The following is a 20,093-nucleotide window of genomic DNA, read 5'->3' on the forward strand; positions in this document are numbered from 1 at the left end:
GTCTGTTCGAGCTGAGAGCATAGGCGGCTCAGACGTCGGAGAGGGAGGGCGGCCGTATGCCGGAGGGTGGGGCGATACCGGAAGCGAAACCCGGGGCGATACCGGAGGTGTCGCGTACGGCCGTCACAGAAGAGAAGGCCACCGGTACTCGCGAGGTACCGCCGCCGCTGCGCGAGCGGCGGCGGGCCGGATGGTTCGTCACCCTCGTGCTGGGCGGTCTGACCGCCACTCCCCCGCTGTCGATGGACATGTACCTCCCGGCCCTGCCGGAGGTCACCCGCGCCCTGTCCGCGCCCGCCGCGACCGTGCAGCTCACGCTGACGGCGTGCCTGGCGGGGATGGCGCTGGGGCAGTTGGTGGTCGGCCCGATGAGCGACCGGTGGGGGCGCCGGCGTCCGCTGCTCGCCGGACTCGCCGTGTACGTGGTGGCGACCGCGCTGTGCGCCCTGGCGCCGACCGTCGAGCTGCTGATCGCGTTCCGGCTGCTCCAGGGCCTCGCGGGCGCGGCGGGGATCGTGATCGCGCGGGCCGTCGTACGCGATCTGTACGACGGCGTGGCGATGGCCCGCTTCTTCTCCACCCTGATGCTGATCTCCGGGGTCGCGCCGGTGGTGGCGCCGCTGATCGGTGCGCAGATCCTGCGGGCGACGGACTGGCGGGGCGTGTTCGCGGTGCTCACGGTGGTGGGGCTGCTGCTGGCCGGGGTGGTGTGGACGCGGCTGCCGGAGACCCTCGACGCCGCCGACCGGCACGTGGGCGGGGTCGGCGAGGCCCTGCGCTCGATGCGCCGGCTCCTCTCCGACCTGTACTTCACCGGCTACCTGCTCACGGGCGGCTTCGCCTTCGCCGCGCTGTTCGCGTACATCTCCGCGTCGCCGTTCGTGGTCCAGGAGATCTACGGCGCCTCGACGCAGACGTTCGGGCTGCTGTTCGCGGTGAACTCGGTCGGGCTGGTGGCGGTCGGGCAGGTCAACGGCAAGGTGCTGGTGGGCCGGGTGCGGCTGGACCGGGTGCTGGCCGTCGGGCTGACGGTGGTCGTAGTGGCCGCCGCCGCGCTGCTGCTGATGACGACGGGGGTGTTCGGCGAGGTCGGGCTGGTGCCGGTGGCCACCGCGCTGTTCGTCCTCATGTCGGCGATGGGCGTGACGCTGCCCAACGCCCAGACCCTCGCTCTGATGCGGGTGCGGCACTCCGCCGGTTCCGCCTCCGCGCTGCTCGGTACGTCGTCCTTCGCGATCGGCGCGGTGGCCTCGCCGCTGGTCGGGATCGCGGGCGAGCGGACGGCCGTCCCGATGGCCGTCGTCCAGTTGACCGCAGCGGTGGTGGCGCTGGCCTGCTTCGTGGTTATGTGCCGTCCCTGGAGGAACACGGGGGCGGAAGGAGCAAGGAGCTGAGCGCACCGAAACTGCGCGTCGACACACCGGAACGGGCCGGGCTCGACCCCGAGGAGACGCGGCTCCTCGTCCGCGACGTCGTGGACCTCACCGCCGGGGACGAGCCCTGGGCGCCGGGCGCGGTCGTGGTCGCCGGTCGCGGGCCGGTGATCGCCGTGCGGGAGGCGTCGGGGTGGGCGGTGCGGTACTCGGCGTACGACCCGGCGACGGACACGGGCGTGGAGCTGCCGGTGCGGGCACGGGTCCCGATGACCGTGGACACCCCCTTCGACCTGGCGTCCCTGACCAAGCTGTTCACGTCGGTCGCGGCGGTGCAGCAGATCGAGCGCGGCACCCTCGGCATCGACGCGCGGATCGGCGCCTACCTGCCCGACTTCCGCGAGGCCGCCGCCCACGACATCACCGTCCGCCAGCTCCTCACCCACACCTCCGGGCTGCGCCCCGAGCTGCCGCTGTACGACTGCGCGGACGACGCGGCGCGGCTGGAACTGCTGCGCGCGGAAGCGCCGTCCGGCGAACCGGGCGCGCACGGGTACGGGTACGGGTACTCGGACCTGAACATGCTGTTGCTCCAGCAGCTTCTGGAACGGCTGACCGGCCGCACGCTCGACATCCTCGTGCGCGAAGGGATCACCCGCCCGCTGGGGATGACGTCGACCGACTTCGGGCCGTGCCCCGGCGCGGCGGCGACGGAGGACCAGCGGCGGCCGTGGGCCAAGGCGGACCGGGGGATGCTGCGGGGCGTGGTGCACGACGAGAACGCGTGGGCGCTGGGCGGGGTGGCCGGTCACGCGGGCCTCTTCTCGACCGGCCAGGACCTGGCCGTGTTCTGCCGCACCCTGCTGGCGGGCGGCTCGTACGGCCCCGCCCGCATCCTCGGCCCGGACTTCGTGGAACTCCTGCTGACCCCGCCGGGGCTGGGCTTCGCGGTGGACCAGCCGTGGTTCATGGGCGAGTTGGCGGGCGAGGGCGCGGTGGGCCATACGGGCTTCACGGGTACCTCGCTGGTCATCGACCCGGCGACGGACACGTTCGTGGTGCTGCTGGCGAACACGGTGCATCCGGTGCGGAGGGCGCCGGACAGCGGGCCGCGGGCACTGGTGGGGACGCGGATGGCGATGGCGGTGCGGTGAGGGCGGTGCGGTGAGGGTGCCTTGGCGGTGGCGGGTGCCGGCATTTCAGCCCGTTGGGGGTCCCCCCTCTGGGGGAGTTTGAGGACGAGGCCCCTTCAGGGCCGAAGCGGGGGCCTGGGGGCGGCGGCCCCCGGCAACGTCCACACCGACACCGGGTGGCGCATAATCGCCAGGTGAACGTGTCCGTATCCGCCGCCGAGACCCTCCGTACCGCCCTCGGAGAGCTCCTCGACGGGCTTCCGCCCAAGCAGGCCGCGCAGGCCGTCGACCGGCTCATCGCCGCCTACCGGGGCGCGACCCCGACCGACGCGCCCATCCTGCGCGACCGCGCGGACGTCGCCGCCTACGCCGCGTACCGGATGCCGGCGACCTTCGAGGCGGTCCGGTCGGCGCTGGAGGCGTTCGCGGACGCCGTGCCGGAGTGGACGCCGGGCAGCCATGTGGACGTCGGCGGCGGCACGGGCGCGGCGACCTGGGCGGTCGGCGCGACGTGGGAGGGGCGGCGCCCGGTGACGGTCCTGGACTGGGCCGAACCCGCGCTGGCCCTGGGCCGGGAGATCGCCGCCGCGAACCCGGCACTGGCGGACGTCCGCTGGCAGCGCGCCCGCATCGGCGCGGCCCTCGCGCTGGACCCGACGGACCTGGTCACCGTCTCCTACGTCCTCAACGAACTCACCGCCCCCGACCGCGCCGCCCTCGTGGACGCCGCCGCGTCGGCCGCGCAGGCGGTGGTGATCGTCGAGCCGGGCACTCCGGACGGCTACGCCCGGCTGATCGAGGCCCGCGACCGGCTGATCGCCGCGGGTTTCCGTGTCGCCGCGCCCTGCCCGCACAGCGCGGCCTGCCCGATCGTCCCCGGCACGGACTGGTGCCACTTCTCGGCGCGGGTCAGCCGTTCCTCCCTGCACCGGCAGGTCAAGGGCGGCTCGCTGCCCTACGAGGACGAGAAGTTCAGCTACGTCGCGGCGGCCCGCTTCCCCGTGTCCCCCGCCCCCGCCCGGGTGGTCCGGCGGCCCCAGATCCGCAAGGGTCAGGTGCTCCTCGACCTGTGCGAGACCGAGGAGCGGCTGAGCCGTACGACGGTGACGAAGAAACACGGGGACCTGTACAAGGCGGCCCGGGACGCGGACTGGGGCGACGTCTGGCCGCCGGTCCGGTAACGCGTCGTCTTTCGCGGCTCAGGCCGGCTTGAGCCCCTGGTCACCGGCCTCCGTGACGAACGACGCGGCCGTGGTGAGCGGGGCGCCCTGCGTGGTGACGTAGGGAATGGTCTTGAAGTCGGCGCGGGCGAGGTCGCGGCCGAGGGTGACGGTCGCGTAGCCGCGCAGGCCGTTGTAGAACTTCAGGTGCGGGTTGGCGGCCAGGTAGGCGGCCCAGTTGGCGGGCTTGGCCGAGCCGTTGCCGCCGCTGGAGATCGACGAGGTGACGATCTCGGTGCCGAGCGTCTTCGACGCCGGGTCGGCGAAGTCCCGCTTGATGTCGAAGCCGTAGTGCACGTGGACGTCGCCGGTGAGGACCATCAGGTTCTCGACGCCGGTCGCCTCCGCGCCGGCCAGGATCCGTGTCCGGGAGGCCGGGTAGCCGTCCCAGGAGTCCATGGAGACCCGGGCGGGCACGGCGGTCGAGTCGTGCCGCCGGGCGAAGGTGACCTGCTGCGGGACCACGTTCCACAGGGCGTGCGAGTGCCGCCAGCCGTCGATCAGCCAGCGTTCCTGGGCGTCGCCGGTGAGGGTGCGGGCCGGGTCCTCGGACTCGGGGCCTGGGAACTGCCAGCCGTCGCCGTACGCCTGGTCGGAGCGGTACTGGCGGGTGTCGAGGACGTCGAACTGGGCGAGCCGGCCCCAGTGCAGGCGCCGGTAGAGGCGGAGGTCGGGGCCGTCGGGGAGCTGGGGGCGGCGCAGCGGCTGGTTCTCCCAGTAGGCGCGGTAGGCGGCGGCCCGGCGGATGAGGAACTCCTCGGCGGGGTCGTCGTTCTCCGACACCGCGCCCGCGTAGTTGTTCTCGGTCTCGTGGTCGTCCCAGGTGACGACGAAGGGGTGGGCGGCGTGCGCGGCCAGCAGGTCGGGGTCGGACTTGTAGAGGGCGTACTTGAGGCGGTAGTCGTCCAGGGTCACCATCTCGTGGCCGTAGACGGCGGGCACGGTCCCGGCCGGGTAGGCGCGGGCGCCGCCCACGCCGCTGACGGCGTACTCGTAGAGGTAGTCGCCGAGGTGCAGGACGACGTCCACGTCGTCCTCGGCGAGGTGCTTGTAGGCGGTGAAGTAGCCCTGGTCGTAGCGCTGGCAGGAGACCACGCCGAGGGTGAGGGCGGACGCGTCGGCGCCCGGGGCGGGGGCGGTGCGGGTGCGGCCGGTGCGGCTGATCCAGGTGCCCGCCTTGAAGCGGTAGTAGTACACGCGGTCGTCGTCGAGGCCGTCGACCTGGACGTGCGCGCTGTGGCCGAACTCCGGGTGCGCGAGGGTGGTGCCGCGTCTGACGGGCCGGCGGAAGGTCTCGTCGCGGGCCAGTTCCCAGTGGACGGTGACGCGCTCGGCGGGCAGTCCGCCGTCCGCCTGGTAGGGGGCGGGCGCGAGGCGCGTCCAGAGGAGGACGGAGCCGGGCAGCGGGTCGCCGGAGGCGACGCCGAGGGTGAAGGGGTCGTCGGTGAGCTGCGCGGGGTCGAGTTCGGCGGCGGCCGCGGCGCCGGCGGCGGGCAGGTTCACCGTGAAGGCGAGCGCGGCGGCGGCCGCGGCGGTGCTGAGGAAGCGGCGGCGGCCCAAGTGGCGGGCGGTGGCGCGGAGTTCGGGGGTGTACGGGGACGGGCGTGCTGCGGGTGTCATTCCGGTCCTCCCCTGGAAACGGCTGCACCTGGCAAACGGCTGCACCAGGAACATGGCTGCACCAGGCATTGGAGTGGCCGGGGACGGCTCGGGGGAGTCATCGGGTTGGCGCGTACACAACAATCGGATGACGGACGCGTGAGTTCCGCATGCCGGACGACGCATTCCGGCCTGTCGTACGCTGCCGCCCCATGAATACCAAGCAGAGTGCCGAACACGGCAGGATCGCGGTCGTCACGGGGGCCGGTTCCGGGATCGGGCGGGCGGTGGCCGTGGAACTGCTGCGTGCGGGCTGGTCGGTGGCGCTGACGGGGCGGCGGGCCGAGACCCTGGAGGCGACGGCCGCGCTGGCGCCCGAGGGCGCGAGTCTCGCCGTACGGACGGACGTCTCACACCCCGACGACGTGACGGCCCTCTTCGACGCCGTACGCGAGCGGTTCGGGCGGCTGGACCTGCTGTTCAACAACGCGGGCACGTTCGGGCCGGGCGGGGTGCCGTTCGAGGAACTCCCCTACGACGCCTGGCGGCACGTGGTGGACACCAACCTCAACGGGGCGTTCCTGTGCGCACAGGGGGCGTACCGGCAGATGAAGGAGCAGGACCCGCGCGGCGGACGCATCATCAACAACGGCTCGATCTCGGCGCACACGCCCCGCCCGCACTCGGCGCCCTACACGGCGACCAAGCACGCCCTCACCGGGCTGACCAAGTCCCTGTCGCTGGACGGCCGGGCGTACGGCATCGCGGTCGGCCAGATCGACATCGGCAACGCGGCGACCGACATGACGGCGCGGATGCAGACGGGCGCGTTGCAGGCCAGCGGCGAGACGGCGCCGGAACCGGTGATGGACGTCGCCGACGTCGCGCGCACGGTGCGGCACATGGCGGAACTGCCACTGGAGGCGAACATGCAGTTCGTGACGGTGCTGGCGACGGCGATGCCGTACGTGGGACGGGGCTGAGGCGGCCGGGCCGAGGCGGCCCCCAACCTGCACAAGCGGAATCTGTTCATCCGGCCCATTGCCGCCGGTAGCGGCCCTATGCTCGACCCGTCTGCACAAGACCTTCACACTTGAGGCACGAAAGTTCCACAAGTCGCAACCATGAACCATGCCCGAGGGGGGAAGGGCAGCCGTCCCACGGCACCGGGTGGGGGTGGATCTCGCTGGGACCGCGAGGGACCGCGAGATACGCACCGGGCCGTGGGACGACTGCCGCATGCCGCACACGCTCACTTCGCGGAGGACTCCACGGAACTGTCCGCGGAAGCCTCCGCGGGTGGCGTCCCGCCGGCGCGGCGGGCGGCGCGACGCCTGCGCAGTGCGTACGCAGCGCCCGCCGCCAGCGCCACCACTCCCCCGGCCCCGCCGAGCACACCCCAGCCGCCCGGACCGCGCGAGCCGTCGTCCGCCGACGAGGCCTGTGACCCGGCGTGCGGCGCGTCGCCGTCGCCCTCTCCGGAGCGTGACACCCGCGTCCCGCCCTCGCTCAACGGCTCGGCCAGCGTCCCGGCCGCACGTGCCGAACTCCCTTGCGCGAAGCCCCAGTCGAGCAGCGTGGCCGTCTCCTCGTAGACGGCGTTGTGGCCGCTGTCGGGATGCAGCACGGTGACGACGAGGGTGCGGCCGGCCCGGGTCGCGGCACCGGTGAAGGTGTTGCCGGCGTTGCTGGTGTAGCCGTTCTTGACGCCGATCATCCCCGGGTACGGCGTCACCCCGAGCGTGCCCGACAGGAGCCGGTCGGTGTTCTCGATCTCGAACGTCTTTCCGCCGCCGGCCGGGAAGCGGGCGGTCCGCGTGCCGCAGTAGGCGCGGAAGTCGGCGTTCTTCAGGCCGTGCCGGGCGAACAGGGCGAGGTCGTAGGCGGAGGACAGCTGGCCCTTGTGGTCGTAGCCGTCGGGGCTGACGACGTGGGTGTCCAGCGCCTGGAGGTCGGCCGCCCTCGCCTGCATCTCGGCGACCGTCTTCGCGACGCCGCCGTTCATCCGGGCGAGCACCTGCACGGCGTCGTTGCCCGAGCGCAGGAACACGCCCTGCCACAACTGCTCGACGGTGTACGTGATCCCGGCCTTCACGCCGACGAGGCTGGAACCGGACGGAACGCCGGCCAGGTCGGCGTCGGTCACCGTGTACCGCTCGGTGCGCTCGAAACTGCCGAGCAGGGTGTCCGCGAACAGCATCTTCAGCGTGGAGGCGGGCGCGACGCGCAGATGCGGGCGGTAGGAGGCGAGCACCTCGCCGCTGTCGTGGTCGGCGAGCAGCCAGGCCCGGGCGGTCAGCTTCGCCGGCGGGGCGGCGGTGCCCGCGCGCGACGGGGCGGCCAGTGGCGCTGCGAGCGGTGCGGTGGCCGCGACGGCCAGCAGGGAACGCCGGGACGGGCGCGGGGACGAGCGCGGGGGCAGGTGCCGGGACGAGCGCGAGGATGCGTGCACTGCGGGACCGTACAAGACCGCACCCGGACGCACCAGTGCGGGCGGTGGAGGAACTGCACGAGGCGCGGGTGCTGTGGCTCGCGCGGGCGGAGGAGTACGCCGCGCAGCGCCGGGCGGAGAAGCGGGCCGGGCGGCGGGCTGTGGCGAACCCGCGACCGTGGTGGCTGCGGAGCAGGTGGGAGGGCCCGGACCGCGCCTGGTACGAAGACCCGTTTCGCCACCCGCCGCTGCGGTTGTCCGGGTACGTCCGGCGGCAGAACGTGATTCTGGACGGCGCCGATCTCCCCGGCTGCCCTGCCTGCGGGGACGAGGGACCGCTGGAGCCGAACTCGACCGGGCACGGCTGGGTCGAGCTGTGCCGTGGGTGCGCGTGGGCACCGGTGCCATGTCCGTGCGGGCAGCGGCGCCGGCTCGTGCCGGAGACCCCGTACGGCTGGAACGAGATCTGGCAGCGGGCACACATGAGCGATGACGGCATGCCGAACCCACACCGGCCCACGGGCCAGCCAGGGCTGGCCCGTTGGATGCGGCACGGCGAACGCTCGGGACGACTCGGGGAGGCTGCTACGCCTGCCCGGTCTCGAACCGGGAGATCCGCCCGTCGTCCTCGACCGTGAAACTCCACTTGGTGCGCATCTCGCCCCAGGTGTCGTTGCTGTAGTCGGCGATGAGGGCCCGGCCGCCGTCCGACTCCTTGGTGACGTCCATGTGGCCGTGGGAGGAGAGGATCTCCCGCTCGATCCACTGGACGAGGTCACGGTCGGAGCCGTCGTCCGCCATGGTGGCGTCGGGGGTGAGGAGGCTGCGGAAGGCCCCCTCGTCATGGGCGTTGACGGCGGTGACGAAGGCGCGGACGGCGGGGTCGCTGAGTCTGGCTGTCTGAATCGACATGCCAGCCAGACTCACACCGCCGTCCGGCCCCCGCCACCCGAACGGCGTCCAGGACGGGCCGGACGGGTGTGCGGGGTGCGACGGTGGACACACAGACGTCCATGAGGGAGTCACCGTGACGTGTTTCGACCGACGTGACCTGGGCCTGCTGCTGCTCCGGCTGGGCACCGGCGGAGTGCTGGCGGCGCACGGCGCGCAGAAGCTCTTCGGCTGGTTCGGCGGACACGGCCTGGAAGGGACCGGCCAGTTCATGGAGTCCGTCGGCTACGCGCCGGGCAAGGCGAGCGCCACGGCGTCGGGCCTGGCGGAAACGGGCGGCGGCGTGCTCCTCGCCCTGGGCCTGGCCACCCCGGCGGCGGGCGCGGCGGCTGCCGGGGCAATGGCGGGCGCGGCGGCGGTGCACGCCCCGAACGGCTTCTTCAACGCCGAGGGCGGCTACGAGTACGCGGCGACCCTGGGCCTGGCCGCCGCGGGCCTCGCCGTCACCGGCCCCGGCCGCCTCTCCCTCGACCACGCGCTCGGCCACGTCTTCGACCGCGGCTGGATGGTCCCGGTCGCCCTCGGCGCGACGGCGGCGGCCACGGCGACGGTCGTCGGCCTGCGCAACCAGCGCCTGCGCAGGCGCGAAGAGGGCGAACAGCAGGCGCTGTTCGAGGAGTAGTCAGAGGAGTAGTCACCGAGTGCGGGCGTGACCTGGCAGCCTGCGCCCATGACGACCCAGGACCAGCCCGAGCCCACCGCGGCCACCACCCCCGGTGCCCCCGCCGCCGCCGCCGACCTCTGGCCCACCATCGACGCCCTGTGGACCTGGCTGGACGCCAACCAGGCGCGCGACGGCCGCGAGGCGCTGCTCCTGCGCATGTTGAAGCTGTCGGAGGAGGTCGGCGAGGTGGCCCAGGCGGCCATCGGCGCGACGGGCCAGAACCCCCGCAAGGGCACCACCCACACCTGGGACGACGTCCAGGGCGAGCTGTGCGACGTCGTCATCACGGCGTTGGTGGCCCTGCGCACCCTGACACCGGAGCCGGAGGCGGTGTTCGTGCGGCATCTGGGGAGGGTGGCCGAGCGGTCGTTGGCCCCGAAGGCCCAATGACCTCCGGATCCGCGGCGGGGCGCATCACGTGTGCGGCGCGCCGCTTCCCGGTGCGAAGGCCTCCCGTGTCACATCGCGCGCGAAGCTCGCCCGTTGGAACCCATAAGTAGCGATGTCCGAGACTTTGAGGACGACACAGAAGCGCTCGACCGAGGCGAGGCGCCCGGCGACCTCCCGGTAGTTCCGCTTGAGGTAGTGAATGGCGGCCTGATTCGCCAGAGAGCTCTGCCCGCAGATGAGCACGACCGGGCGCGTGGCCTCCGGCGGCGTGAACCTGGCCACCAGGGTGTGTTCCACGTGGTCGTGTTCGAACAGATAGCGGTGCTCCCCCACGACAATGGCCGCCGCGTCGGGACCGGGACCGTAGGGAACGATGCCGACGCCGGGCAGATGGGCCGCCAGATGGCCGCCGGTGCGGACGTTGGCCTCGCCCAGAGGGCCTCCGATGCAGTACTCGGTGCGGCCGTCGTTGCTGCCCCGGAAGTCGTCACTGGACTCCGTGACGACTTCGCAGCCGACTTGGCTGGCCAGCATCGCCACCTCGATGATGGCGCGTATCTCCTTGTGGGTGGCGGCGCCCTTCACGTTGTACTTGTTACCGATGACGACCAGGCAGGTCTCACCCGGCACGAGGCCGAAGAAGTCAGCCTTGCCCCGCAGCACACGGGCGTTCTTCCCCCGCTCCCAGAGCCAGACGACCGCACCGCCGATGAGACTGGTCACCAGTCCGACCAGCACGTTGACCACAAGTGCGTAGATCGCTGCCCCCTTGTCAGAATCCGATCTCGGTGAGAAGCCCGTCGACCGAACGCGACCACGGCAGTCGCTCGGCCAGATCGACGCGGAGTGCCTCGGCTGCCCCGAACTTCTGCTCGCTCCTCCAAAGCATGCTGTCGATCTCGCGGGCCCAGGTCTGGATGTCGGAGTCGAGGTCGCCCGACATGGGCACCACCCACGACGCCGCCCTTTCGTCGCCGAGTACTTCCCTCAGGAGCATGCCGAGCCCGCTCGCCTCGCTCACCAACACCGGGGTGCCGTCCACGATGGCCTCCTGCGCAACAAGGCCGAAACCCTCAGCCCGGGACGGCATGATGACCAGGCTCGCCCGGATGAGGTCGTCTGCGAGCCGCTCCTCGTCAGTGGTGTACAGCCGCGGCACGATGTTCAGCTTCGGGTTGGCCGCCCACTCGTCCAGTTTTCGCTTCTGCTGTTCCGCCTCCTCCTCGGGGACGCCGCGGACCACGAGTTCGACCGGTCGTCTCCGTGCCTTGTGCCGCCAGTCCGCAACCAGGCCGCACGCCGCCGCGGCCAGATCGAGGCCCTTGAGCTCGGCGTCTTCGGTGCGGCCCATGAGCAGGACGGTGAGAGGGTTCCCGTCCGGCGTCTTGCGCGGTCGTGGGTCGGTGAGGTCGAAGCCTGGGTCGAAGCGAAGCGCATCGGTGTCGTCGCGCCCGGCGAAGTAACCGCGGAACCGGCCGTGCAGCCGGGGCCCGACCGCGACCAGCCGATCCGCGGCTCGGCCCAGACGGACCTCGATCCACGTCCGGTTGTCGGCGCTCACGGTGGCATCGTTCTGGCGGTCGGGCTTGTGCCACTCGGTCTCGTCCGGGGCCATGTGCACGAAGTGCAACTTCTTCGCCGACGGGAAAATCGCCGCCTGCACCTGGGCGGCCGGCCCGGTGATCCGGCCGTGCCCAATCACGAGGTCGGGGACCGCACCCTCGGGCAGTTGCGGCCGGTGCATCAGGCTGGCCATCTCGTCCGCCCCGTCGACCGGCCGACTCCGCAGAAGAGTAACGCCGGCTGCCTTCGCCTTGCCCACCTCGTCATCGGTGGCGTTCACCACCAGGCACACGACGCGAACCCGCTCGCGGGCGAGCGCGAGGCAGAGTTCGCGGTTGAACGTGCTCAGGCCGCCGTGTGCGGAAGACCATTCGGTGGCGACGACCAGGGCGGTGCACCGGTACCGAGCGGCAGCACTCGGTCGGGGCGCCGTCGTGCCGACGGTCGCCGACCGCAGATATGCCGCGAGCTCGTCAGAGAACAACCCGACCGAGTCGTCCCTGCGTATGAGTACGCCCTTGTTGACAAGGTCCTGCACGTCCTCGGCGTGAAGAGCGGAGACCGGCCCGCCGGAGGCGACCGCATGCAGCAGCGCTGTGCCCCGTCCGGACAGGTCGAGGTCTACCTCCTCGATGAGCCGGTCAAAGTACGAGTGAAACGACGCGGCTTCCAGCTCGTGGGCCTTGCGTACGTCGACCTCACCGGTCTCCGCGAACTCGTGCACCACACGTCTGCACAGGATCCCCAAGAGGTAGGGATGGCGCCCGCAGCGGGCGAGGAGTTCGGACTCGACCGCGTGGAGATCGACGCCGACGGCCCCGGCCAGGTCCAGCAGTTCGGCTACTTCGACCGGTTCCAGAAGACCGACGTACAACTGGGAGGACATGACGCCGTCCAGCCGCGATCCCCCGGCCGCGTCCGCCTCGATCTCGAAGACCGAACGACGCGACAGCGTCACCAACCCCACGGAGTAGCGGGGTTCGCTGACCAACGAGCGCAGGAGCTGGTAGGCGGAGAGGTCTACCAGGACCCAGGGGGCGCGGTCGAATTCGTCCAGGACCAGCAGGACATGGATCCCCCGGCGACCAGCCGCCTCGAAATAGGTGGTCACCGCGTTCTCGAGGTCGTACCAACCGCGCGCGTTGCGCACGGTGGTGTTGAACCGGTCCAGATCGGGAATGCTCGGGAACTTCGCCGTGACCTCACTCGTGAGGGTGCGGAACAGCCCGAAGACCGAGTCCAGTTCGACCACGGAGACCCGGACGACCGCCAGGTCGACCCGGTCGATCCGGCGCAGCGCCTGCTCGACCACGCTGGTCTTGCCGAACCGGTGCTGGCCGAGGACGCTCAGGTTCCCCAGACGTCCCGGACTCCGCCACACCGACTCGATCGTCCTGACCAGCTCGGCTCGTTCGACGAAACCGTCGGCGGCTGGCACGCCGCCCACGCCCTCGTAGGGATTCGCTGTGCTCATGGGCGTCCTTCCGGGGCCGCGAAGTACCGCCGCAGCCACTCCTCGTACAGACCTACGACGAACTGGTACCGGTCGCCTACTTGTCGGACGACCTCGCGGGAGACGAGATGTTCCAGGAGCTCGGGAGCAAGAGGTCCCTCATGGCACCGCTGGATCGCTTCCCTCGATGCGGGCCCGTCGTGACACGCCCGGGTCACGGCGACCAGGGCGGCACGCAGTTCAGGGGCCGTCCAGCGTGGGTCGCCGGCGTCGGGGGACTCCAGGCCGTCGAAGTGCCCTCGCCGCAGGGTGTCCAGCAGATGCGCCGTGACCTGACGCACGTCGGCGTCCGTGGCCATGCTGGCGTGCTCCTTGTTCATGTGCTGGACGAGCCCGTAGCAGATCTTCTGGATGTAGTAGGGGTTCCCGCCGGTGAGCCGGAGGATCTCGTCAAGGGCCCGGTCGTGATAACGGCTGACCCGGCCCCCGGGAGTGTCGAGCAGGACCGGTTGCTGCATGAGCGCCCGGGCGTCGGGCTCCGCGAGACAGGTGACGCGTTCGAGGCCGAAGACTCCGAATGCGTTCGGGTCATCCTCAACAAGTCGTTCCAGATGTGTCTGGCCGACCAGCACGAGGTGGAACAGCCGGCGCTCGATGATGGCCTTGAACGTCCGCATGAAGGACGGATGCACCAGCTCATCGCGGATCCACTGGTCCATGTATTGGAATTCGTCGATGAACACCACCCAGGGCGGACTGTCAGGCCGGGCGGTCCGGTAGCGGTCGAACAGACCGGTGCAGTCCCCGACCGGATCAGGACTCTCGATCAGCGCCTCGCGGTCGAAGCCGTCGGGAATCAGCCTGGGCCCGGTCGTGATGGTCTTGTCGGCGCCTTCCAGGATCCGCCACAGCAGCGTGCCGAGCAATGTGCCCTGGTCGGTGTTGCGTTTCTGCTGCGGGGTCAGCCCGCCCAGGTTCCCGACATCGACAACGGGGAGCCCGTGGACCACTCTGAGCCGCCGCATCAGCTCCACGCCGATGGAGGACTTGCCGGTGCGCTTCTGGCCGAAGAGCGCGATGCCCGCCCCGGGCTTGGACGCACCGCGAAGTCTGGTGAGGATCTTGTCGATCAGCTCGTCCCGGCCGTAGAGCATGTCGGGATCGTCCACTGGGCTGCCCGAGTCACCGGCCGTGAAGGGGTTGGGCTCGACGGGCGTGTGGTCCCTGTCCACCGCGACAGTCAGACGTGCCTGCCGAACCGCATCGTCCTCGCTGTCGCGGGGCCGGTAGTGGAGAGTCACCTCCACCTCGATCTCGGTGGCGTCCTGTGCGGTCTCGGTGAGCTCCAGCCGGAGCAGAACGGTCGTGGCCGCGCCGCCGCTCACCGGCGCGGGCACCTCGGTCCGCCCGTTCCCCTGAATGAGGAGTGCCGGATCGCCGGTGGCGGTGAGCCACGCCGATTCGATGGGAGCACTGCGTTCGTCCTCGTTGGCCACCTCAACCGGCACGGTGACGATCCTGCCCACGAGGCGGGCCGAGGGCAGGGCCTCGTGGATCCCGGGCTGCGGCTGATGCCGCTTGGCCAGCAGGCGTCTCTCGTCGTGTACGAGGGTCTCGATCCGGGCGGCCGCGGGTTCGGAGAGCTCGACGGACAGGTCCGTCGGAGCACCGCGGACGGCAGCGCGCACCGCCCCCGCGTACCGCGCGGCCGCGCGCAGGGCCGCATCCCGTTCGTCGAACTGCCGGTGTCGCAAGAAGTGGTCGAGCCGGTCGAGCGCCCGGGCGAGTCCCTCCAGTTCGAGCGTCTCGGTCACCTGCTCCTTCAGACAGTCGGCCACTCGCTCCCTGGCGTGCAGCAGCACCTCCTTGCGTAATGCCAGCTGAGCCAGCCCGCAGAACTGGTGCACGAGGTCCCGGCGTGCGCGGTGCCATTTCTCGATGGCCGGTTCCCAGCCGGTGGTGGTCGTCGCACCGGCCGGATCGGTGCCGAGGTCGTCGGCGAATTGCCGGGCGAGCTCCTCATCCGCGCGCAAGGCGTTGACGACCAGTCGGGCGGCCCCCTTGTGAGCGGCCACCAGGGGAACCATCAGTCCGCAGGCCTTGGCTCCCGCCTCCCGGCAGGAGGCGCGCAGGGCCCGTTCGACCTCGGCCTCAACCTCAGGGTCCGCAGTGGAGCCGAGATACGCGAGGCAGGCCAGGCGCACATCGGCCATGCGCGGCCGCTTCCGGTCCAGGTCCCGCAGCGCGGCGAGGCACAGGTCCCGGGAGGACGCGAGGCTCTGTCCACGCATGGCGTATCCCAGGGCGATCAGCCCCTTGAAGCGGTAGCCGCTCGCCTCGCCGTGCCTTGCCGCTTCGGTGGCGAGGACCGCGGCCGACAGGAAGGCGGAGGCGTCGGCCTCGGACCATTCGTGGGCCGGGCGCGATTCCGCTCGCGTCAGCAGACCGGCGATGTCCTCCCGGCCGACCGGCCGGTGCTGATCGCGGGCCCTCCGCAGCAGTTCGGCCGCAGGAGCCGAGTGTTCCTTCTCGACGAACGCGGTCAGCGTGCCCGTCGTCGCCCCAACGGTGCGCTGCGGACGACGCAGCCGGGGCAGCAGCGAGCGTAATTCCGGCTCGATCTGCGGAGTGACCTCCGCGCAGGCCAGAGCCAGGTCCAGCGCCTCGTCGGTACCGCGCGTGAGACACGCCTCGATGAAGGGGCTCGCGTCCGCCGAGGATGCCCAGGTGAGGATGATGTCGCGCCACCGGGGATCCTCCATGTGCTCGACGAGCAGCCGAACCGATCCCTGGGCACCGATCTGTACCGCGGCGAGGTAATCCTGGAACGCGCGATGAGCGAAGGCGTACATACCGTTGCCGGGTCGTACGAGGATGCCGTCCTCGACCATCAGCCGCAGGAACCGTTCCGGGTCCATGGAGCCGGACCTGAGCAGCGCACGTTCGATCATCCGCGCGCACTTCGCCTCGGACGCCTGCTCACTTCCGTCTTCCGTCAGGGCCAGCGCCAGTACCCGGACGACCCGCTGTGCCCGCACCGGTGATATTTCGGGAGAGCCCGCCACTCGGAACTGGCGGCGCGACAGCAGGAACTCGACGAACTCGCCGTACACCGCGGTGCGGCTGCTGGGCAGCTGGCCGGTGAAGCGGTAACGGGTTGTCAGCAGCCTGAGCATCACCGGGTTTCTCGCCAGTTCGAACAGGTCGGGCCGGGCGCGCAGCGCGTCCAGCATCTTGCGCGTGTCGAGGCGAGCGTTTTCCTTCGCGCGACGGCTGACGAGCCCCGAATTGTCACGCAGCCAGTGCTCCAGATACTCGGCGACCTGCTTGTCCGTGAAGCGTTGCAAGGTCAGTCTCTGGGCAGTCTCCGAGGGCCACTCGGGGGCGGGCAGGGCGCGGGAGGTAATCAGGAAGTCGTTGGCCGGATGGCGTGCCACTTGTTCCGCGATCCAGAGGGACACCGCGTGCTGCTCCGCGAAGGCGACCTCGTCCAGTCCGTCCAGGAGTACCAGGCACCGGCCGTCGTCCAGCCTTCTCTGGAACCAGCCGACCCGGCTCCCGCCCTGAGACTCACGAACGGAGGCATGAATGACATCTGCGAGCGTGATCCAGGGGGTGTCGGCGATGTCGTGGGCATGATCCCGTAACTGCAGCAGGACCGGAATGCTTCGCGGTGACTTCAGTTCGCCCTCCGCGGCCTTCAGAGCGAGTTGCTTGAGCAGGGTCGTCTTACCGGCCCCCGGACCGCCGACCAGCGTCAGGACAGCGGGCTTCGATGCGCCCAGACAGTGCGTGATCGGCTGTTGCCCGGTCCGCCCGGCCTTTGTGACGTGAATGTCAACGAAGAACTCGTCCCTCGGGGGAAGGACGGACCCATGTGTCTTCGTTCCTGTCGTACTGCCGGAACCGGACAGGCGGCAGAGGCCTACGACGTGTTGCAAGTACCGCGATGAGAAACTCCCACTTTTCCACCCCATTCGCGCCGCAGCCGTGCCGCCGGCCAAGCCGAGGAATCCGGCAAAGCCGGCGACAACGACAAAGGCCCACCCGCCGCCACCTCTGCCGAACAGCGCAAGGATGACGGTGCTGGCGATGCTGGCGAAGCTGGTCGCTACCACCGCGCCAACGACGCGATACGTGGACAGGGATTGCCTGACCAACATGAAGCCCCCCGATTCCGCGACCTCGGCCAGACCAAGGACACGTCTTTCATACCGCTTGCACGGCTTCGCATGTAGCTCAATGTCCAGATCGGGATGCGGAAACGGGAGAGAGAGTGGCAGCCGAGTCGGGCTGTGCGGCGGCGTTCATCGTGTATGTGGGGCGGTTCGCGTCCGAGCCGGTGGATTGAGTTGTTGCGGGCGGGGGTGGAGGAGGCGGCGTTGCCGCCGTTGTCGGAGCCGCCGGGCACCTGAGGAGTCGGCTGGCTCGGCCGGGTGGCGGCTTCGGTGACCGGTGACATCGAGCCAGTCTCAAGGTCTGGTCAAGCGGTCGGCGTCAGGGTGTTGGCGAGCGAGCAAGCGTCAGCGCAGCGTGCGAGAGCCGGCGACAGCGGCTGCGGACGGAACCGTCCGATCCGCACGCACGACGAGACCAGTGACGAGAAGGCCGATCACGCCGTGACCAGCAGACTTCCTTGGCCCGAGCCCGACCATGACACCGGCGTCGACACGAACGCCGACGCCGACGCCGCGGACACCTCGATCGTGATCGTCGGCCTGGCGGCCCCGGAGGGGGCTCCCGAGGCTGTGCGCTGGCCGGACGGGTCCGGCCAGGTCGGCGTGCGGGTGCGCCCGGTGCCCGACGGGGTCGCGGCGTTCTTCGGGGACTCCGTGCGCGGGGCGTCCCGCGAGCGGCTCGGCGCGCTGCACCTGGTGTGGGCCGCGTTGGAGGACGCCGGGATCGTTCCCGGTTCGCTGCGCGACGCCGATGTGGGTGTGTTTCTCGTGCAGGCGGAGAAAGAGGCGGAAGCAGAGACAGAGGCCGGGGACGGGGACGTCGGCGGCTCGGACGGGTTGGCGGCGGCCGTCGGGGGCGATCTCGGCTGGCCGCGGGGACCCCGGGTGACGCTCGGCGCGGGACTTCCGGCGCGGGCGGCGGTCGAGTCGGCCGCCGAGCGGCTGCGCCGCGGGGAGTGCGACGTGGCTGTGGCGGGTTCCGTCACGGGCGCGGTCGCGGTCCTGCGGCGGGGCTCCACCGCCGTACGGGCCGGTGAGCGGGTGCTCGCGGCGGCGGAGGCGTTCGGCTCCGCCGCTCCGCCCGCCCCTGCTGCCGCCCCCGACGGCGGGCCCGCGCTGTTGGCCGGGCGGCTGGTGCCGCTCGTGCTGTCCGGGCGGAGCGACGCCGCCGTGGCGGCGCTGGCCCGGGGTCTGCTGGCGCGTTTCGAGGCCGACGCCGAGCTGTCGCCGGCCGACGTGGGGTGGTCGCTGGCGACGACCCGTACGACCGGCCTCGGACGGCGGGCCGTGCTGTTCGCCACCGACCGGGAGGAGGCGGTGCGCGGGCTGCGGGCAGTCGCCGAGGGCGGGTTCGCCCCGCTGCTGTTCCGTACGGCACCCGGTGCGAGCGTCGAGGGCGGTGGACGCGCGGTCCATGTCTTCCCCGGGCTGGGCTCCCCGTGGCCGGGCATGGCGCTCGACCTGCTGGCCGCCTCCGACGTTTTCCGTTCCCGGATGGAGGACTGCGCGCGGGCCATCGACCCCCTCGTTCCGTGGTCGCTGCACGATGTACTGCGCGGTGCCCCGGGCACGCCGGCCCTGACGGACGTGGACGTCGTCGTGCCGGTCCTGCTCGCGGTGGGGGTGTCGCTGTCCGCGCTGTGGAGCGCCTGCGGTGTGGAGCCCGCGGTCGCCCTCGGGGCCAGCCTCGGTGAGATCGCCGCCGCGCAGGTCGTGGGTGCGCTGACGCTGGACGAGGCCGCACGGGTGGCCGTCCTGTGGAGCCGGATGCAGGCGGAGGCGGTCGGAACGGGCGCACTGGCCGCAGCGGCCCTGTCGCCCGGCGAACTCCGTCCGCTGCTCGACGCCGGGCACCTGCGCGGCCGGGTCCACTTCGCCGGTACGAACGGTCCGCGCTCCGTGCTGTTCGGCGGGGAGCGCGCGGCCGTGGCCGAAGTCGTCGAGATGCTCACGGCCGAGGGCGTACAGGTCAAGGGGCTGAACCTCGCTCTCGCCGCGCACACGCCGGGCGTGACCGTCGACACCACCGCGTTCCTCGCCGGTACGGCGGCGATCGCGCCGGCCCCCGCCGCCGTGCCCTTCTATTCCTCCGTCACCGGCGGCGAGTTCGAGACGACCGGGCTGGACGGCGCGTACTGGCTCCGCAACCTCACCTCCGAGGTGCGGTTCGAGACGGCCGTACGTGCCCTGTGGGCGGCAGGTCACCGCACGTTTCTCGAGGTCAGCCCGCATCCCGTGCTGCTCGGTGGGGTGGCGGAGACGCTGGCGGACATCGCTGCGGGCGCGGGAGCGGGCGACGGGGCGGCGGCGTCGTCCGGCCTCGTCGGCACCCTGCGCCGGGGGCAGGACGGGGTCACGGAGTGGCTGACGGCGATGGCGCAGCTCTACGTGCGCGGGGTCGCCGTCGACTGGGGCGCCGTCTTCCGGGGCCGTGGCGCCCGGCGGATCGCCCTGCCGACGTATCCGTTCGGCGCCGAGGGGACGGACCGGCAGCCCGGGGCCGTCCCGACGGCCGCGACCGGTGGTGCACCGGGCACGGGTGCCGGCACCGGCACCGGGGGGCTGTCCCTCGCCGGTCTCACGGCGGGTGAACGGGCCTTTGCGGTCGAGGAGTTCGTGCGGGTCCACGTGGCGAGGGTGCTGAGGCACGACGACCCGGACGCGGTCGCCCTGGATCGTGGGTTCCTGCAGTCCGGCTTCGACTCGATACAGGCCGTGGAGCTGCGCAACCAGCTCAACGAGGCCACCGGGCTGCGGCTGCCCACGACGCTGGTCTTCGATCACCCGACTCCCGCGTCCGTCGCGGACCTCATCGGCGAGCTGCTGACCGTCCGGCCGGAGCACGGTCCGCAGCACGGTCCGGGGCGGGGCGCGGACCAGGGCCGGGAACCGGCCTTCCTCGCCCGACTCGACTCCCTGGAAGCCGAGTTGCTCGCCTCCGGCCTGCTGCGCGACGACGACGGCGACGGCCCCGAGCACGCTGCCGGGCGGGAGCGCGTGACGGCACGGCTGCGCGACCTGCTGGAGCGGCTGGAGCGGCTGGAGCGGTCGGCCCCGGACGACGAGGACGAGTTCGAGGGCGCGTCTTTGGAGGAGTTGCTCGACATCGTCGACAGCGAACTGCACAAGTAGCGAACG

General features: G+C 71.6%; 13 protein-coding genes. 7 read left to right on the forward strand and 6 right to left on the reverse strand.

All coding sequences use genetic code 11. The features are described from left to right. The first annotated feature begins 56 nt into the window (after positions 1-56). The 3 genes from OG352_RS12065 to OG352_RS12075 all read left to right on the forward strand — a co-directional run bounded on the left by OG352_RS12065 (position 57) and on the right by OG352_RS12075 (position 3,687). Entirely contained in the window at positions 57-1,394 is a 1,338-nt protein-coding gene (locus OG352_RS12065; RefSeq protein ID WP_329216649.1) for a multidrug effflux MFS transporter, read from the forward strand. After that, a complete protein-coding gene (locus tag OG352_RS12070; RefSeq protein WP_329216650.1) occupies positions 1,349-2,527 on the forward strand; it encodes a serine hydrolase domain-containing protein in 1,179 nt (392 codons plus the stop codon). Before OG352_RS12065 ends, OG352_RS12070 begins: the two co-directional genes overlap by 46 nt. A gap of 173 nt (positions 2,528-2,700) precedes the next feature. Next, the gene (locus tag OG352_RS12075) at positions 2,701-3,687 is read left to right on the forward strand and encodes a small ribosomal subunit Rsm22 family protein (protein WP_329216651.1); all 987 of its coding nucleotides are present in this window, start codon (positions 2,701-2,703) and stop codon (positions 3,685-3,687) included. An 18-nt stretch (positions 3,688-3,705) separates the two neighbouring features. Here the strand turns inward: OG352_RS12075 and OG352_RS12080 are convergent, their stop codons facing one another. Then, positions 3,706-5,346 carry an alkaline phosphatase D family protein gene (locus tag OG352_RS12080; protein WP_329216652.1) on the reverse strand — a complete coding sequence of 547 codons (1,641 nt, stop codon included), beginning with the start codon at positions 5,344-5,346 and terminating at the stop codon, positions 3,706-3,708. Positions 5,347-5,537: 191 nt separating this feature from the next. Here OG352_RS12080 and OG352_RS12085 point away from each other — a divergent pair, with 191 nt between their 5' ends. Beyond that, a complete protein-coding gene (locus tag OG352_RS12085; protein ID WP_329216654.1) occupies positions 5,538-6,308 on the forward strand; it encodes an SDR family oxidoreductase in 771 nt (256 codons plus the stop codon). A 269-nt stretch (positions 6,309-6,577) separates the two neighbouring features. On the opposite strand, the gene OG352_RS12090 is transcribed toward OG352_RS12085, so the two are convergent. Both OG352_RS12090 and OG352_RS12095 read right to left on the reverse strand, forming a co-directional pair. Further along, complete coding sequence (locus OG352_RS12090) at positions 6,578-7,777, reverse strand: D-alanyl-D-alanine carboxypeptidase family protein (protein WP_329216655.1); 1,200 nt, start codon at positions 7,775-7,777, stop codon at positions 6,578-6,580. A gap of 564 nt (positions 7,778-8,341) precedes the next feature. Continuing rightward, positions 8,342-8,668 carry a nuclear transport factor 2 family protein gene (locus OG352_RS12095; RefSeq protein ID WP_329216656.1) on the reverse strand — a complete coding sequence of 109 codons (327 nt, stop codon included), beginning with the start codon at positions 8,666-8,668 and terminating at the stop codon, positions 8,342-8,344. 115 nt (positions 8,669-8,783) lie between these two features. Here OG352_RS12095 and OG352_RS12100 point away from each other — a divergent pair, with 115 nt between their 5' ends. Together OG352_RS12100 and OG352_RS12105 are read left to right on the forward strand one after the other, a co-directional pair. Further along, positions 8,784-9,329, forward strand: a complete 546-nt coding sequence (locus tag OG352_RS12100; RefSeq protein ID WP_329216657.1) for a DoxX family membrane protein — start codon at positions 8,784-8,786, stop codon at positions 9,327-9,329. A 48-nt stretch (positions 9,330-9,377) separates the two neighbouring features. Then, positions 9,378-9,761 carry a MazG-like family protein gene (locus OG352_RS12105; protein ID WP_329216658.1) on the forward strand — a complete coding sequence of 128 codons (384 nt, stop codon included), beginning with the start codon at positions 9,378-9,380 and terminating at the stop codon, positions 9,759-9,761. 24 nt (positions 9,762-9,785) lie between these two features. Here OG352_RS12105 and OG352_RS12110 read toward each other — a convergent pair whose 3' ends face one another. Genes OG352_RS12110 through OG352_RS12120 form a run of 3 tightly spaced genes read right to left on the reverse strand, consistent with a single transcriptional unit; the run spans position 9,786 to position 16,718 of the window. Further along, positions 9,786-10,508 (reverse strand): hypothetical protein, encoded by a 723-nt coding sequence (locus tag OG352_RS12110; RefSeq protein WP_329216659.1) that lies wholly within the window; start codon positions 10,506-10,508, stop codon positions 9,786-9,788. A 25-nt stretch (positions 10,509-10,533) separates the two neighbouring features. Next, positions 10,534-12,798, reverse strand: a complete 2,265-nt coding sequence (locus tag OG352_RS12115; protein ID WP_329216660.1) for a glycosyltransferase — start codon at positions 12,796-12,798, stop codon at positions 10,534-10,536. Then, the gene (locus tag OG352_RS12120) at positions 12,795-16,718 is read right to left on the reverse strand and encodes an NACHT domain-containing protein (RefSeq protein WP_329216661.1); all 3,924 of its coding nucleotides are present in this window, start codon (positions 16,716-16,718) and stop codon (positions 12,795-12,797) included. The genes OG352_RS12115 and OG352_RS12120 overlap by 4 nt, the downstream gene beginning before the upstream one ends. Positions 16,719-17,396: 678 nt before the next feature. Between OG352_RS12120 and OG352_RS12125 the strand changes: the two genes are divergently transcribed. Next, positions 17,397-20,087: an acyltransferase domain-containing protein gene (locus tag OG352_RS12125; RefSeq protein ID WP_329216663.1), complete on the forward strand. Its 2,691-nt coding sequence runs from the start codon at positions 17,397-17,399 to the stop codon at positions 20,085-20,087. The last annotated feature ends 6 nt before the right edge of the window (positions 20,088-20,093 follow it).

Source organism: Streptomyces sp. NBC_01485, from assembly GCF_036227125.1.
Taxonomy (GTDB): Bacteria; Actinomycetota; Actinomycetes; order Streptomycetales; family Streptomycetaceae; genus Streptomyces.